General features: G+C 66.9%; 12 protein-coding genes. 5 read left to right on the top strand and 7 right to left on the bottom strand.

What is annotated here, in order from left to right:
* Positions 1-909 carry a bifunctional methylenetetrahydrofolate dehydrogenase/methenyltetrahydrofolate cyclohydrolase FolD gene (folD, locus tag IM543_19625; GenBank protein QOY93725.1) on the bottom strand — a complete coding sequence of 303 codons (909 nt, stop codon included), beginning with the start codon at positions 907-909 and terminating at the stop codon, positions 1-3.
* Positions 910-1,286: 377 nt separating this feature from the next.
* Here folD and aceE point away from each other — a divergent pair, with 377 nt between their 5' ends.
* The 3 genes from aceE to lpdA all read left to right on the top strand — a co-directional run bounded on the left by aceE (position 1,287) and on the right by lpdA (position 7,551).
* On the top strand, positions 1,287-3,983 hold the full coding sequence (aceE, locus tag IM543_19620; GenBank protein QOY93724.1) for a pyruvate dehydrogenase (acetyl-transferring), homodimeric type: 2,697 nt from the start codon (positions 1,287-1,289) through the stop codon (positions 3,981-3,983).
* A gap of 75 nt (positions 3,984-4,058) precedes the next feature.
* Positions 4,059-5,699 carry a dihydrolipoyllysine-residue acetyltransferase gene (gene aceF / locus IM543_19615; protein QOY93723.1) on the top strand — a complete coding sequence of 547 codons (1,641 nt, stop codon included), beginning with the start codon at positions 4,059-4,061 and terminating at the stop codon, positions 5,697-5,699.
* Between the two features lie 10 nt (positions 5,700-5,709).
* On the top strand, positions 5,710-7,551 hold the full coding sequence (lpdA, locus tag IM543_19610; protein QOY93722.1) for a dihydrolipoyl dehydrogenase: 1,842 nt from the start codon (positions 5,710-5,712) through the stop codon (positions 7,549-7,551).
* A gap of 65 nt (positions 7,552-7,616) precedes the next feature.
* Here lpdA and IM543_19605 read toward each other — a convergent pair whose 3' ends face one another.
* From IM543_19605 to IM543_19590, 4 genes are read right to left on the bottom strand one after another with little or no spacing between them, the layout of a single operon-like run.
* The gene (locus tag IM543_19605) at positions 7,617-8,387 is read right to left on the bottom strand and encodes a response regulator transcription factor (protein ID QOY96770.1); all 771 of its coding nucleotides are present in this window, start codon (positions 8,385-8,387) and stop codon (positions 7,617-7,619) included.
* Entirely contained in the window at positions 8,366-9,553 is a 1,188-nt protein-coding gene (locus IM543_19600; protein QOY93721.1) for a histidine kinase, read from the bottom strand. Before IM543_19600 ends, IM543_19605 begins: the two co-directional genes overlap by 22 nt.
* Positions 9,550-11,043: a carotenoid oxygenase family protein gene (locus IM543_19595; protein ID QOY93720.1), complete on the bottom strand. Its 1,494-nt coding sequence runs from the start codon at positions 11,041-11,043 to the stop codon at positions 9,550-9,552. Before IM543_19595 ends, IM543_19600 begins: the two co-directional genes overlap by 4 nt.
* Positions 11,044-11,052: 9 nt before the next feature.
* Complete coding sequence (locus tag IM543_19590) at positions 11,053-11,466, bottom strand: DUF2141 domain-containing protein (GenBank protein QOY93719.1); 414 nt, start codon at positions 11,464-11,466, stop codon at positions 11,053-11,055.
* Positions 11,467-11,699: 233 nt separating this feature from the next.
* Here IM543_19590 and IM543_19585 point away from each other — a divergent pair, with 233 nt between their 5' ends.
* Positions 11,700-12,017, top strand: a complete 318-nt coding sequence (locus IM543_19585; GenBank protein QOY93718.1) for a hypothetical protein — start codon at positions 11,700-11,702, stop codon at positions 12,015-12,017.
* 68 nt (positions 12,018-12,085) lie between these two features.
* Here the strand turns inward: IM543_19585 and IM543_19580 are convergent, their stop codons facing one another.
* Positions 12,086-12,271: a hypothetical protein gene (locus IM543_19580; protein QOY93717.1), complete on the bottom strand. Its 186-nt coding sequence runs from the start codon at positions 12,269-12,271 to the stop codon at positions 12,086-12,088.
* A 133-nt stretch (positions 12,272-12,404) separates the two neighbouring features.
* Complete coding sequence (locus tag IM543_19575; protein QOY93716.1) at positions 12,405-13,055, bottom strand: TetR/AcrR family transcriptional regulator; 651 nt, start codon at positions 13,053-13,055, stop codon at positions 12,405-12,407.
* 115 nt (positions 13,056-13,170) lie between these two features.
* Here IM543_19575 and IM543_19570 point away from each other — a divergent pair, with 115 nt between their 5' ends.
* Positions 13,171-14,319 (top strand): HlyD family secretion protein, encoded by a 1,149-nt coding sequence (locus IM543_19570; protein QOY93715.1) that lies wholly within the window; start codon positions 13,171-13,173, stop codon positions 14,317-14,319.
* Position 14,320 lies beyond the last annotated feature (1 nt).

Genomic DNA, 14,320 nt, shown 5'->3' with positions numbered 1-14,320 from the left:
TCAGGCCACGCCGGGCTTCGGTTCCATTCCCGTTGCCTGGCTGGGGCAGTGTTGGCTACTGGAGTGCACGCGTTCTGCGGACTCCACGGTGTTCATCAACAGCATGGTGATCGTCATCGGTCCGACGCCGCCCGGGACCGGGGTGATGTGCGCCGCGACTTCGCGTACGCCGGCGTAATCCACGTCGCCGCACAGCTTGCCCGCGTCGTCGCGGTTCATGCCGACGTCGATCACGACCGCGCCCGGCTTGACCATATCGGCGGTCAGGGTGTTGCGGCGGCCGACGGCGGCGACCACGACGTCGGCCTGGCGGGTGTACAGGCCCAGGTCCGGGGTCGCGCTATGGCAGATGGTGACGGTGGCGTTGGCTTGCAAGAGCAGCAGGGCCATTGGTTTACCGACCGTGTTCGAGCGGCCGATCACGACCGCGTGCTTGCCGCGCAGGTCGATGCCGGTGGTGTCGATCAGCTTCATGCAGCCGTACGGGGTGCAGGGGCGGAAGCCCGGCAGGTTGGCGACCAGTTCACCGGCCGACAGCACCGAGTAGCCGTCGACGTCCTTGCTGGTGGCGATGGCTTCGATGACCTTGCTCGGGTCGATGTGCTTGGGCAGCGGCATCTGCACCAGGATGCCGTGGATGCTCGGGTCGGCGTTCAGGGCCGCGATGCGCTCGAGCAGGGCCGCTTCGCTCAGGTCGGCGTCGTACTTTTCCAGCACCGAGTGAAAACCGACGTCGCCGCAGGCCTTGACCTTGTTGCGCACGTAGACGTGGCTCGCCGGGTCCTCGCCGACCAGGATGACCGCCAGGCCGGGCTGCTTGCCGGCGGCGGTCAGTTTGGCGGCGCGCTGGGCGATTTCGCCGCGCAGTTGTTGGGAAAGGAGGACTCCGTCGATGTTCTGGGCTGGCATGTTTTGGCTCACGGCTAGGCAAAAAGCAAATTATAAGGCCGCCATCCATATCGCGCGCCGCGACGGGCGAAGCATTGTCATATTTAGTCGTTGGCTGGGCCGAAGGTGGGAGCACGTGCCGATCGCTTCGTTTCAGGATGGACGTAGGGTGGACGGCTTCGCCGTCCGCGCGTCCAGCCAGCGGATGCGCAGCCGTCCACCCTGCAAAATGTGCAGGTGCAGCATGCAATCCCGCATTATGAAATCACATATCGCAATTTGAAAAACCCAAAGCCCACTGGTAGAATCGAAGAGTTTATTTTCAGATATTTGAATTTCACCATACGCCACCAGCCATTCCAGAGAGCGGTCGGGGCGCAACTCAAGGAGACGCATTAATGTCAGCTCAACTCGACCAGTTGACGGCACAAGCTGCCAACGACCCCGACACCATCGAAACCCAGGAATGGCTGGATGCGCTGGAGGCGGTGATCGAACATGAAGGCACCGAGCGCGCGCACTACCTGATGGAACGGATGGTCGACCTGGCGCGCCGCCGCGGCGCCCACATTCCGTTCTCGAGCAACACCGCCTACGTCAACACGATTCCGGCCCACCTGAACGTGAACTGCCCGGGCAACCTGGAATACGAAGAGCGCCTGCGCTCGTGGATGCGCTGGAACGCGATGGCGATGGTGGTCAAGGCCAACCGCGCCGACGGCGACCTGGGCGGCCACATCTCCTCGTTCGCCTCGCTGGCCAACATGCTGGGCATCGGCTTCAACCACTTCTGGCACGCCCCGACCGAAGAGCACGGCGGCGACCTGCTGTACATCCAGGGCCACTCCTCGCCCGGCATCTACGCGCGCGCCTACCTGGAAGGCCGCATCACCGAAGAGCAGATGCTGAACTTCCGCCGCGAAGTCGACGGCAAGGGCCTGTCTTCGTACCCGCACCCGAAACTGATGCCGGACTTCTGGCAGTTCCCGACCGTGTCGATGGGCCTGGGGCCGCTGATGGCGATCTACCAGGCGCGCTTCCTGAAGTACCTGCACGCGCGCGGCATCGCCGACACCGAGAACCGCAAGGTCTGGGTCTTCTGCGGCGACGGCGAGATGGACGAGCCGGAATCGATGGGCGCGATCGGCATGGCCGCGCGCGAACGCCTCGACAACCTGGTCATGGTGGTCAACTGCAACCTGCAGCGCCTGGACGGCCCGGTGCGCGGTAACGGCAAGATCATCCAGGAACTCGAAGCGGACTTCCGCGGCGCCGGCTGGAACGTGGTCAAGGTCATCTGGGGCTCGCAGTGGGACGCCCTGCTGTCGAAGGACAAGGACGGCATCCTGCAGCGCGTGATGATGGAAACCGTCGACGGCGAATACCAGAACTACAAGGCCAAGGACGGCGCCTACGTGCGCAAGCACTTCTTCGGCAAGCACCCCGAGCTGCTCAAGATGGTCGCCAACATGAGCGACGACGACATCTGGCGCCTGACCCGCGGCGGCCACGACCCGCACAAGATCTACGCCGCGTTCAAGAACGCGCAGGAGAACAAGGGTTCGCCGACCGTGCTGCTGGTGAAGACCGTCAAGGGCTTCGGCATGGGCAAGTCGGGCGAGGCGCGCAACACCGCGCACCAGACCAAGAAGCTGGACGACGCCGCCATCCGCGAGATGCGCGACCGCTTCAACATTCCTATTCCCGACGACAAGCTGGCCGAGATCCCGTTCTTCAAGCCGTCCGACGACGCGCCTGAAATGCAGTACCTGCACGAGCGCCGCAAGGCCCTGGGCGGCTACCTGCCGCAACGCCGTGCCAAGGCCGACGAGAACCTGGTGGTGCCGCCTTTGGCCACCTTCAAGGCGGTGATCGAGCCGACCCCGGAAGGCCGCGAGATCTCGACCACCCAGTCCTATGTGCGCGTGATCACCAGCCTGCTGAAGGACCCGAGCATCGGCCAGCGCATCGTGCCGATCCTGGTCGACGAATCGCGTACCTTCGGCATGGAAGGCCTGTTCCGCCAGATCGGCATCTTCAACCAGCAGGGCCAGCTGTACGAGCCGGTCGACCGCGACCAGGTGATGTACTACCGTGAAGACAAGGCCGGCCAGATCCTGCAGGAAGGCATCAACGAAGCGGGCGGCATGAGCTCGTGGATCGCCGCGGCGACCTCGTACTCGTCGAACAACCGCCAGATGATCCCGTTCTACACCTTCTACTCGATGTTCGGCATGCAGCGCGTGGGCGACCTGGTCTGGCTGGCGGGCGACATCCGCGCGCGCGGCTTCCTGATGGGCGGCACCGCCGGCCGCACCACGCTCAACGGCGAAGGCCTGCAGCACGAGGACGGCCACAGCCACATCATCGCCGCGACCGTGCCGAACTGCCTGCCCTACGACCCGACCTTCGGGCACGAAGTGGCGGTGATCATCCAGGACGGCCTGCGCCGCATGGTGACGGAACAGGAAGACGTGTTCTACTACATCACCATCATGAACGAGAACTACGCGCATCCGGGCCTGAAGCCGGGCCAGGAAGAGGGCATCCTGAAGGGCATGTACCTGCTGCAGGAAGGCGCGAAGGAAGCGCAACACCGCGTCCAGCTGATCGGCTGCGGTACCATCCTGCGCGAATCGATTTTCGCCGCCGAGCTGCTGGCCAAGGACTGGGGCGTGGCCGCCGACGTGTGGTCGGCGCCGTCGCTGACGCTGCTGGCCCGTGACGGCCAGGATTGCGAACGCTGGAACATGGTCAACCCGGAGCAGGAGCAGCGCGTGCCCTACGTGACCTCGCTGCTGCAGAACACCTCCGGGCCGATCGTCGCGACCACCGACTACATGCGCCTGTTCGCCGAGCAGATCCGCGCCTTCATGCCGAAGGACCGCAGCTACAAGGTGCTGGGCACCGACGGCTTCGGCCGCTCGGATTCGCGCGTCAAGCTGCGTGAGTTCTTCGAGGTGAACCGTTACTATGTGACCGTGGCGGCGCTGCGTTCGCTGGCGGACGAAGGCAAGATCGACCGCGCCATCGTGTCGCAGGCGATTGCCAAGTACGGCATCGACCAGAACAAGCCGAATCCTGTGACCGTGTAATGCTCATCCGTCGTCCCGGCCCCGTGCCGGGATGGCGGGCTGAGGCTAACTCAAAGAATAATTGGAGCTAACACTATGAGCATTGTGGAAGTCAAAGTCCCTGATATCGGCGACTTCAAGGAAGTGGAAGTCATCGAGCTGATGGTCAAGCCGGGCGACACGATCAAGGTCGACCAGTCGCTGGTGACCGTCGAGTCGGACAAGGCGAGCATGGAAATCCCGTCGAGCCACGCCGGCGTGGTAAAGGAAATCAAGGTCAAGGTCGGCGACAAGGTCGCCGAGGGTTCGCTGGTGCTGCTGCTGGAAGAAGCCGGCGACGCCGCCGCACCCGCGGCCGCCGCTGCCCCGGCAGCTGCCGCTGCCGCACCGGCGGCCGAAGCTGCCCCGGCACCTGCCGCTGCCGCTGCCGCTCCCGCAGCAGCGGGCGGTATCGTCGAAGTCACGGTGCCCGACATCGGCGACTTCAAGGAAGTCGAAGTCATCGAACTGATGGTCAAGCCGGGCGACCAGATCAAGGTCGACCAGTCCCTGATCACGGTCGAATCGGACAAGGCGAGCATGGAGATCCCGTCCAGCCACGCCGGCCTGGTGAAGGAAATCAAAGTAAAAGTCGGCGACAAGGTCGCCAAGGGTTCGCTGGTGCTGCTGCTCGAATCCACCGGCGGCGCCGCTGCCGCCGCGCCCGCGGCCGCCGCCGCTCCGGCGCCTGCCGCAGCCGCAGCGCCGGCACCAGCCGCCGCGCCGGCACCGGCAGCCGCCGCGCCGGCGCCAGGCGTCACCGGCTCCAAAGCCCACGCGTCGCCGTCGATCCGCAAGTTCGCCCGCGAACTGGGCGTGGACCTGGCGCGCGTGCCGGGCACCGGCCCGAAAGGCCGCATCACCCAGCAGGACGTGCAGGGCTTCGTCAAGGGCGTGATGGCTGCCGGCCCGACAGCAAGCGCACCGGCGCAATCGGGCGGTTCCGGCAACGGCATGCAGGTGCTGGCCTGGCCGTCGCTGGACTTCTCGAAGTTCGGCCCGACCGAGACCGTGGCCCTGCCGCGCATCAAGAAGATCTCGGGCCCGAACCTGCACCGCAACTGGGTCATGATCCCGCACGTGACCCATTTCGAGGACGCCGACGTCACCGACCTGGAGCAGTTCCGCGTCGATTCGAACGCCGCGCTGGCCAAGCAGAAGTCGACCGTCAAGCTGACCATGCTGGCCTTCGTCATCAAGGCCTCGGTTGCTGCGCTGAAGAAGTTCCCGCAATTTAATTCGTCGCTGTCGGAAGACGGCGCCAGCCTGATCCTCAAGCAGTACTACAACATCGGCTTCGCGGCAGACACCCCGAACGGCCTGGTGGTGCCGGTCGTGAAGGATGCCGACAAGAAGACGATCTCGCAGATCGCGGTCGAAATGGGCGAACTGTCCGCCGCCGCGCGCGACGGCAAGCTGTCGCCGAGCGCGATGCAGGGCGCGACCTTCACCATCTCGTCGCTGGGCGGCATCGGTGGTACGGCCTTCACGCCGATCATCAACGCACCGGAAGTGGCGATCCTGGGCCTGTCGAAGTCGGCGATGAAGCCGGTATGGGACGGCGCCGCCTTCCAGCCGCGCCTGATGCTGCCGCTGTCGCTGTCCTACGACCACCGCGTGATCGATGGCGCCGGCGCTGCCCGCTTCGCCGCCTACCTGGCCGACGTCCTGGCCGACCTGCGCAAGACCCTACTGTAAGGAGCCGAGCATGAGCACTGTTGAAGTAAAGGTTCCGAACATCGGCGACTTCAAGGACGTCGAGATCATCGAACTGCTGGTGAAGCCGGGCGACAGCATCAAGGTCGACCAGTCGCTGGTTACCGTCGAATCGGACAAGGCCAGCATGGAGATCCCGTCGACCCATGCCGGCGTGGTCCAGGAAATCAAGGTGAAGGTCGGCGACAAGGTGAACGAAGGTTCGCTGCTCCTGATGGTCGAGGAATCGGCTGCGGGCGCGGCAGCGCCTGCGCCGGCTGCGGCCCAGCCGGCGCAGGCCGTCGCGCCGGCCGCCGCGGCGCCGACCGCCGCCGCCAAGCCGACCGACTCCTACGCACCGGCGCACCCGGCGCCTGCCGCCACGCCGGCGGCAGCGCCGGCGCCGGACGCGGCCAGCTACAGCGGCCAGGTCGACATCGAATGCGAGATGATGGTGCTGGGCGCGGGTCCGGGCGGCTATTCGGCCGCCTTCCGCGCGGCGGACCTGGGCATGAACACCGTGCTGGTCGAGAAGTACGCGACCCTGGGCGGCGTCTGCCTGAACGTGGGCTGCATCCCGTCCAAGGCGCTGCTGCACGTGGCGCACATCATGGACGAGACCGCGCACATGGCCGACCTGGGCGTGAGCTTCGCCAAGCCCGATGTGGACATCGACAAGCTGCGCGCCTACAAGGATGGCGTGATCAAGAAGATGACCGGCGGCCTGAATTTCATGGCCAAGGCGCGCAAGGTCAATGTGGTGCAGGGCGTGGGCCAGTTCCTCAGCCCGAACCACATCGAAGTCACGGCGGCAGACGGCAGCAAGAAAGTCGTCAAGTTCGCCAAGGCGATCATCGCCGCCGGTTCGGCGGTGGTGAAGCTGCCCTTCGTGCCGGAAGACCCGCGCATCGTCGATTCGACCGGCGCGCTGGAACTGCGCCAGGTGCCCAAGCGCATGCTGGTCATCGGCGGCGGCATCATCGGCCTGGAGATGGCCACCGTGTACTCGACCCTGGGTGCGCGCATCGACGTGGTCGAGATGATGGACGGCCTGATGCAGGGCGCCGACCGCGAGGCGGTCAAGGTCTGGCAGAAGTACAACGCGCACCGCTTCGACAACATCATGTTGAAGACCAAGACCGTCGGCGTGGAAGCGCTGCCGGAAGGGATCAAGGTATCCTTCGAAGCCGCCGAAGCCGGCGCCGCCGCACCGGAACCGCAGCTGTACGACCTGGTGCTGGTGGCCGTGGGCCGCAGCCCGAACGGCAAGAAGATCGCCGCCGAGAAGGCCGGCGTGGCGGTGACCGACCGCGGCTTCATCGGCGTGGACGGCCAGATGCGCACCAACGTGCCGCACATCTTCGCCATCGGCGACCTGGTGGGCCAGCCGATGCTGGCGCACAAGGCGGTGCACGAAGCCCACGTGGCGGCCGAGGCGGCGCACGGCGAGAAGGCGTATTTCGACGCCAAGGTGATCCCGTCGGTGGCCTATACCGATCCGGAAGTGGCGTGGGTCGGCCTGACCGAGGACGAAGCCAGGCAGAAAGGCATCAAGGTCGAGAAGGGCCACTTCCCGTGGAACGCCAGCGGCCGCGCGGTCGCCAACGGCCGCGACGAAGGCTTCACCAAGCTGCTGTTCGACGCCGAGACCAAGCGCATCATCGGCGGCACCATCGTCGGCACCAATGCCGGCGACATGATCGGCGAAGTGGCGCTGGCCATCGAGATGGGCGCGGACGGCGTGGATATCGGCAAGACCATCCACCCGCACCCGACCCTGGGCGAATCGATCGGCATGGCGGCGGAAGTCTACAAGGGCGTCTGTACCGACCTGCCGCCGGCGCGCAAGAAGTGATCGTTCCCTGAACGATGCGGTGAAACGGGACCTGGCTCGCACTGGTCCCGTTTTTTTTGCCTGCGCTACATCTGCTTGAACAGGTCCACGTAGTTGCGGCTCACCACCAGCTGTTCATCGCGCCCTTTCAGGCGCACCTGCAGGCGCCCGCGGAAGTCGGTGCGCGTGCCCGCCACCTGGCGCGCCGCGACGATCACCCCGCGGTGGATCTGCCAGAACTGCTGCGGGTCCAGCTGTTCCTTCAATTTGCTCAGCGGCGTGCGGATCAGCGCTTCGCCATCGGACAGGAACACGCTGGTGTACTTGTCGTTGCTCTGGAAGTAGATCACCTCGTCGATGGCGATCAGCCGCGTTTCCTGTCCCTTGGCCGCGCGGATCCACTGCAGGGGCGGCGGGGCCGCGGGCACGCCGAGTTGCCGCAATGCCGCCTGCAGGCTCGCCAGCGCATCGGCGGCCGGTGCCGGCGCGGCCAGGGCGCCCTTCAGCCGCGCCACCGTGCGCGACAGGCGCTCCAGCCCGATCGGCTTGAGCAGGTAATCGAAGGCCGCCTGCTCGAAGGCCTGCAGCGTGTAATGCTCATGCGCGGTGGTGAACACCACGCGCGGCGGACGGCTGCCGTCGCACAGGCGCGCCGCCAGCTCGATGCCGTTCAGTCCCGGCATCTGGATGTCCAGGAACACGACCTGCGGCGCCAGCTCGTCGATCAGCGCCAGCGCCTGCACGCCGTTGGCGGCGCGGGTGACGCGCAGTTCCGGCCAGGCCAGGGCCAGCTGCGATTCCATGTAGTCGAGCAGATGCGGTTCGTCGTCCGCGATCAGGGCGTGGGGATGGTCGATGATGGCACCAGGTGGTTGGCTGACAGGGGAAGCAGGAGGCGCGCGGTGACGCCGCCTGCGGGATTCTCGACCAGCTGCAGCTGGGCGCTCTTGCCGTACAGCTGGCGCAGGCGCTCGCGCAGGTTGGACAGGCCGACGCCGCTGCCGGGGCGGGGAGCCGCCGTGCCCGGGTGCAGGCCCATGCCGGTATCGCACACTTCGATGCACAGGGAGTCGCCGTCCACGCGCGCGCCGATCGCGATCTCGCCGCCTTCCAGCATCGGCTCGATGCCGTGCATGATCGCGTTCTCGACCAGCGGCTGGAGCAGCATCGGCGCGATCGGCAAGCTGCGCAGGCCGGCAGCGACGTCGACGCGCCAGCGCAGGCGCCCTTCCAGTCGCACACCCAGCACGTCGAGGTAGGCGCCGGCCAGCTCCAGCTCTGCGCCCAGGGTGGCATGCTCGGCACGGCTGGCCGACAGGCTGGCGCGCAGGTAGTCGATGAAGCGTTCCAGCATGCGGCGCGCCTTGGCCGGCTGCCGGTCGATCAGGCCGAGCACGTTGGCCAGGGTGTTGTACAGGAAGTGCGGTTCGATCTGGGCCTGCAGCGCGCGCAGGCGCGCCTCGGCCACCAGGCGCCCGGCGGCGGCGATCTGCTCCTGCTGGCGCGCCGTCTCGGCGGCGCGGCGCAGGCGCCGTTCGCCCGCCACCAGCACCAGCACCATCAGGCCGGCCGTCATCAGGCCGAACAGCAGCAGGTACACCAGGGCGCCGCTGGTCTGGTAGAAACGCAGCGGACTCTTGCCGACCATGAGCGCATTGCCGAAGGGGATGCCGATCACACTGGCCGCGGCGATCGCCAGCACCTGGGCGCTGCGAAATAGCCGGATGTTCTCGCGTGGCAGATATCGTTCGAGGAGATGCAGCGCGCCGTGGATCATGAAGCCGATCAGGTTGCTGATGACGAGGGTGGCCAGCAGCAGGCGCACGAACCCGATGCCGGCGCGGCCGAACAGCAGTTGCAGCACCGTCAGCGCCAGCCCGAGCAGGCTGCTCCAGATCATCGTATAGAGCAGGTTGCGCCCGAGCGAGGACGGCCAGCGGCGGAACAGCGGAATCAGTTCCAGCGGATGGCCGCGCTCGCGCATGGTGTCGTGGCGCTCGGAAAGGGAGGGTGTATTGATCATGCAGATAAGAAATTACCATGAAAGCAGTGCGGTGTGCGATAGGGCAGGCGTGCCAGCGCCAGCGGACCGTCCGCCACATGCGCCGCGTCGAACACCGTCATCACGCCGACCCCCTTGCGCAAATCCTGGGCCACGCCCACCAGGTAGCCGTCGGTTTCCGAGCGCGCGTGGCGGCGCGGCACCAGCACATGCTCCTCGACCTGCCAGCCGGCGCCGAAATGGTAGCCGTCGACCTTGCCGGTGTCGGTGTCCACCAGGTTCACGCTCGAGAGGACGGGGCCGTCACCGCCGAGCAGCGCCAGGCGGCGGTGGCGCCTGCCCACCACCTGCGGCATCACGCGCGGGAACTCGCTGGCGCCGAACAATCGGCTGGTCGCGGCCTGGCCGGTGGCGTAGTCGAGGCACACCTGCAGCGTCGCGCTGCGGTTCCGGAGGCTGGCGCGGCGTTCACCGACCATCAGGCCGCCGAGTTCGGCCAGCACGTCGCCCTCGTGCAGCACCACGTCGAAGCGGGTGCAGTCGCCATCTTCCCAGGCGTTCCCGAAATGGAAAACCATGCGCGGGGGCAGCTCGAATATCGTGCGCACCGCAAGCGTGTCCTTGGCCACCACGACCACGCGCAGCGGGCGCGCATCCGGGCCGCTGCCGGCCCATACGTGGCGTTCGGCGAAGCTCAGCTCCCTGTCTGGCGTGAGATCGTAGGGCGGCACCAGGAAGATCAGGTGCCTGGCACTGACCGCGAAGTCGTGCACCATGGCCTGCCGCGGCACCGGCACCAGGCCGGTGCGCCGGACCTGGCCATCGGTCCCGATCTGGTACAGCGCGATGCGGTCGGAACCGGGCAGGGCGCCGAAATTCCACATGCCGCCCTGCGGATCGATTTTTGGATGCGCCGAAAACGGCATCGCGCGCAGATCGTCGCGCCAGGTCTTCAGGCCGATGGTCGCCAGGGTCCCCGGATCGACTTCCGTGGCCGAGCCGCCTTCCCACAGCGCGTACACGCGGCCGGCGAAGGGGAGCAGGTTGGTATTGGCGGCGTTCAGGCTGTCGTTGTCGCGAAAGCCCCGGCGCGCGACATAGGTGCCGAAGGACGGATACAGGAATTGCCCGGCCTGCGACTCGTCGAGGAAGCGGCGCGTCTCGACGAAGCGGCCCAGGTGCTGGACCCGGCCGTCGGCAATCGTCCAGCGCTGCGCGAAACCGTCGCCGTCGAACCAGTGGTGGTAGCGCTCGCCGCCCAGCTCGAAGCGGCCCGGGCCGTTACGGTAGAAACTGCCGCGCAGCTCGGCCGGCAGACGGCCGCTGAGGGCCGCTTCGCCGGCCTGGCTGCCCACCGTATCGGCATACACCGCCAGTGCGGGCGTGCGGTCCAGGGCGGCGTGGAAGCGGCGCCAGCTTGCCGCGTCGGCGCGCGCGCCACCCGCCAGGCCAAGTGCGCCCAGGCCCAATCCGCTGCGGGTCAGCCCTGCGAGAAAGCGGCGGCGGTCCATGGCCGCTCCTCAGCGCAGGCTGATGGTGGCGGTGGCGCCGGCCGCGGGCAGGGCGAACCGTACCTGTTCGAATGTCGGCGGCCCCATGTTGCCGCGGGCATTGTTACTGAAAGCGTGGTCTTCGGTGGGAATGCCCATCGCATTGCTGTCCATCCGGCCGTTGTCGTTGGCGTCGTGGAACAGGGCGATGCCGTATTCGCCCGGCGGCAGGTCCTTGATGTGGGCGCTGACAGTGCCGGCCTCGGCCGTCACGCGGGCCGCCCTGGCCGGTCGCTTGAGGAAGCTGTCGGCCGAATCGTAGACGGCAATCATGACCTTGCCCTGCGCCGACCGGAGGTCGTCGACCTGGATGCGCAGCTCGGCTGCGCCGGCGGCGCCGGCAAGGAACATGGCAACAAAGGCGGTGCTATGGATCGGGTGCATGGCGGTCTCCTGTGTGGGTTGATGGCGCCATTGTGCGAAGTCGGCCAGGCGCGCGTCCGCGCTTGCGACGAAGCGGCCCTGGTCCGGCGCGAACTGCCTTCCGACGGCGCGAACGGCAGGGCGAGGATTTCAATCGTGACAGCCGCGCGCGCCGATCTGACTTGCTATGATGGGAAAGTGTGGCGGCAAGCCACTTGCCGCCGGTCGCGTGTCAACGCTACAGGGAGACTGCTATGTACGAATACGGCAATGAATACGTCGGGACGGTGTTTGTGCTGCCCGAAACGCGCTGTTTCGAGCTCAGGACCACGGTCCACGGCGAGCCACAGCTCGTCCACGGCACCATTTCCCAGCAGCTTGCGGCACGCTTCGCGGAAGCTGCGCCGAACAGGATCGACCCGCGCCAGGTCGCGCTCCAGCCGTGCCGGGTCGAAGTAACCACCCGCGAAATCCACGAACGCCACCGCGCCCCGCGCAAGGTGTACTGCCTGACCCGCCTGTTCGACTTCGAGACCGAGTCCCAGCGCGATCCTGCGCCGGCCCTGGCCTGAAGCGCCCGGGCAGGGCGTAAAAAAACCGCCCGGCTTGCGTGGGGCGGCTTTGTTGGGTAAGCGCTTGCTTACGTGAATGCGATGAAGCGCTGCGGAATGTCGATGGTGCCTGCCTGGGCTGCGGCAGCGTAGGCACGCATTTCTGCAACGACTGCTTCCAGTTGCTCGTTGTCGGGATTCTGGAGGAAACCCTTCACGCGCTCCTGCAGGGCTGCCTGCTGGTCGCGCCATTCGTAACGAGAAGACTTGCTCATGCTTCCTCCTCGCGGCCAACGGTCGCTGTTGTTTTATTGTTCATGACATCCTCCTTGATAAGGATGTCAGAATGTCACAAGTACTTGCTCCAGGTCGGTGCGATGCCGCACAGACCCAAGTTTGACCATCTGGTCAAAAAATGCTGCGGTAAAACAACTCTAGCCGTTCGGAAAGCAGGCGATGCGCTTCTTCGCGGCCTGGTTCCCGCTCCGGGAACAGGTAGCGCACCACCGGGTCGCCGACGATGCAGGCGATCAGGTGCGAGGGCAGCAGGGTCAGCGGCACGTCGACCCGCAACTGCGCGCGTACGTCCGGGCGCGCAAAGTAGCGCTCGAGCATCTCGCGCGTCATGCGCGGGCCGGCTTCATAGAACGCGTCCGCCAGTTCCGGATTGCTGCCGGCTTCCGCCATGACCACACGCTGCAGGGTCATCGCATCGGGCTCGCACAGCATGTCGTAGAAATAGCCGGCGAACTCGCCGATGACTTCGCGCACCGGGCGCTGGTCCACGTCCATCTTCTCGGCCGGGAAAAAGCGCGCGCGCCGCGCTGCCAGCACGGCCTTGAGCAGGCCGGCCTTGCCGCCGAACTTCACATAGATGGTTCGTACCGCCACCCGCGCCTCGCGGGCGATGGTTTCCAGGCTCACGCCGGTGTAGCCATGCTTGAGGAACAGGCAACCGGCGACCTCGATCAATTCCCGGGTGCGCGCCGCGACCTCCGAGGCCTTGGGGCGGCCGGCGGACTTCAGGGGCGGGCTGGGATCGGGAATCGCTTTGCTCATGGTGGGTAATGTAATCGACCTCAAAATGAAATGCAACCGTTTCATTTCTTGACTTCGCCAGGCGCTTGGCGAATAATGCGCACGACCCATTTCATTTTCAGCGGAGTTCCACCCCATGGCAGAATCGCACACCCCGGCTGCAGGCCAGCCGGCAGTCCCGACTACCGGATCGGCACCGGCGGCGCCCGGCAAGACGCCGCCCAACAAGCGCGTGCTGGGCGTGGTGGCGCTGATCGCCCTGGTCGCCCTCGGCGCGGGCGGGCGCATGTGGTACCGCAGCAGTCACTTTGTCGAGACCGAGAATGCCTATGTCACCGGCCGCGTGCACCCGGTGTCCTCGCGGGTGGCGGGCGTGGTGACGCGCGTGCTGGTCGACGATAACCAGAAGGTGGCGGCGGGCGACGTGATTGCCGAGCTGGACCCGGCCGACCACCACGTGCGGGTCGAGCAGATCGAGGCGCAGATCGCCAGCGCCCAGCAGCAGATCGCCCAGGCCGACGCCCAGGTGGCGCAGGTGCGGGCGCAGGCCGACGCCGCCGGCGCCCAGGTCCGCCAGGCCGAGGCCCAGCTGGTGCGTGCGCGCCAGGACGCCGAGCGCTTCGGCCAGCTGTACAACGAGACCATGAAGGCAGTCTCGAAGGCGGAAGTCGATGCCTCGCGCGCCGCGCGCGCCGCTGCCGACGCCGATGTGGCGGCCCGCCGCGACGGCGCCGCCGCGGCGCGCGCCCAGGTGCTGGCCGCCGCTGCCGGCCGCGACGTGCTCGAGGCCCAGGTCAAGGTGCTGCAGGCGCAACTGAAGGACGCGCGCCAGCAGCTGGCCTACAACCGGATCGTGGCGCCGGTGGCGGGCCGCGTCGGCAGGCGCAGCGTCGAAGTCGGTTCGCGCGTGCAGCCGGGCCAGCAGTTGCTGGCCGTGGTCGAGGACGAGGTCTGGGTCACCGCCAATTTCAAGGAAACCCAGCTGGCCGGCCTGGCGCCGGGCCAGAAGGTCGAGCTCGAAGTCGACGCGCTGCCCGGCAAGCACCTTGAAGGACGCGTGCACAGCTTCTCGCCGGCCTCGGGCAACCAGTTCGCGCTGCTGCCGGCCGATAACGCGACCGGCAACTTCACCAAGATCGTCCAGCGCGTGCCGGTCAAGATCGTGCTCGACCCGGCCGACGTGAAGAAATACGCCGGCCGCCTGGTGCCGGGCATGTCGGTGGTGGCCGAGGTGGAACTGGGCCAGGAGCCCGCGCCCACCCGGACCGCGGCTGTGGCGCACTAAG

It is taken from the genome of Massilia sp. UMI-21 (assembly GCA_015277795.1).
Classification (GTDB): Bacteria; Pseudomonadota; Gammaproteobacteria; order Burkholderiales; family Burkholderiaceae_D; genus Telluria.
The sequence above is the reverse complement of the archived record's forward strand: the minus strand, read 5'-3'. Positions and strand labels throughout refer to the sequence as shown.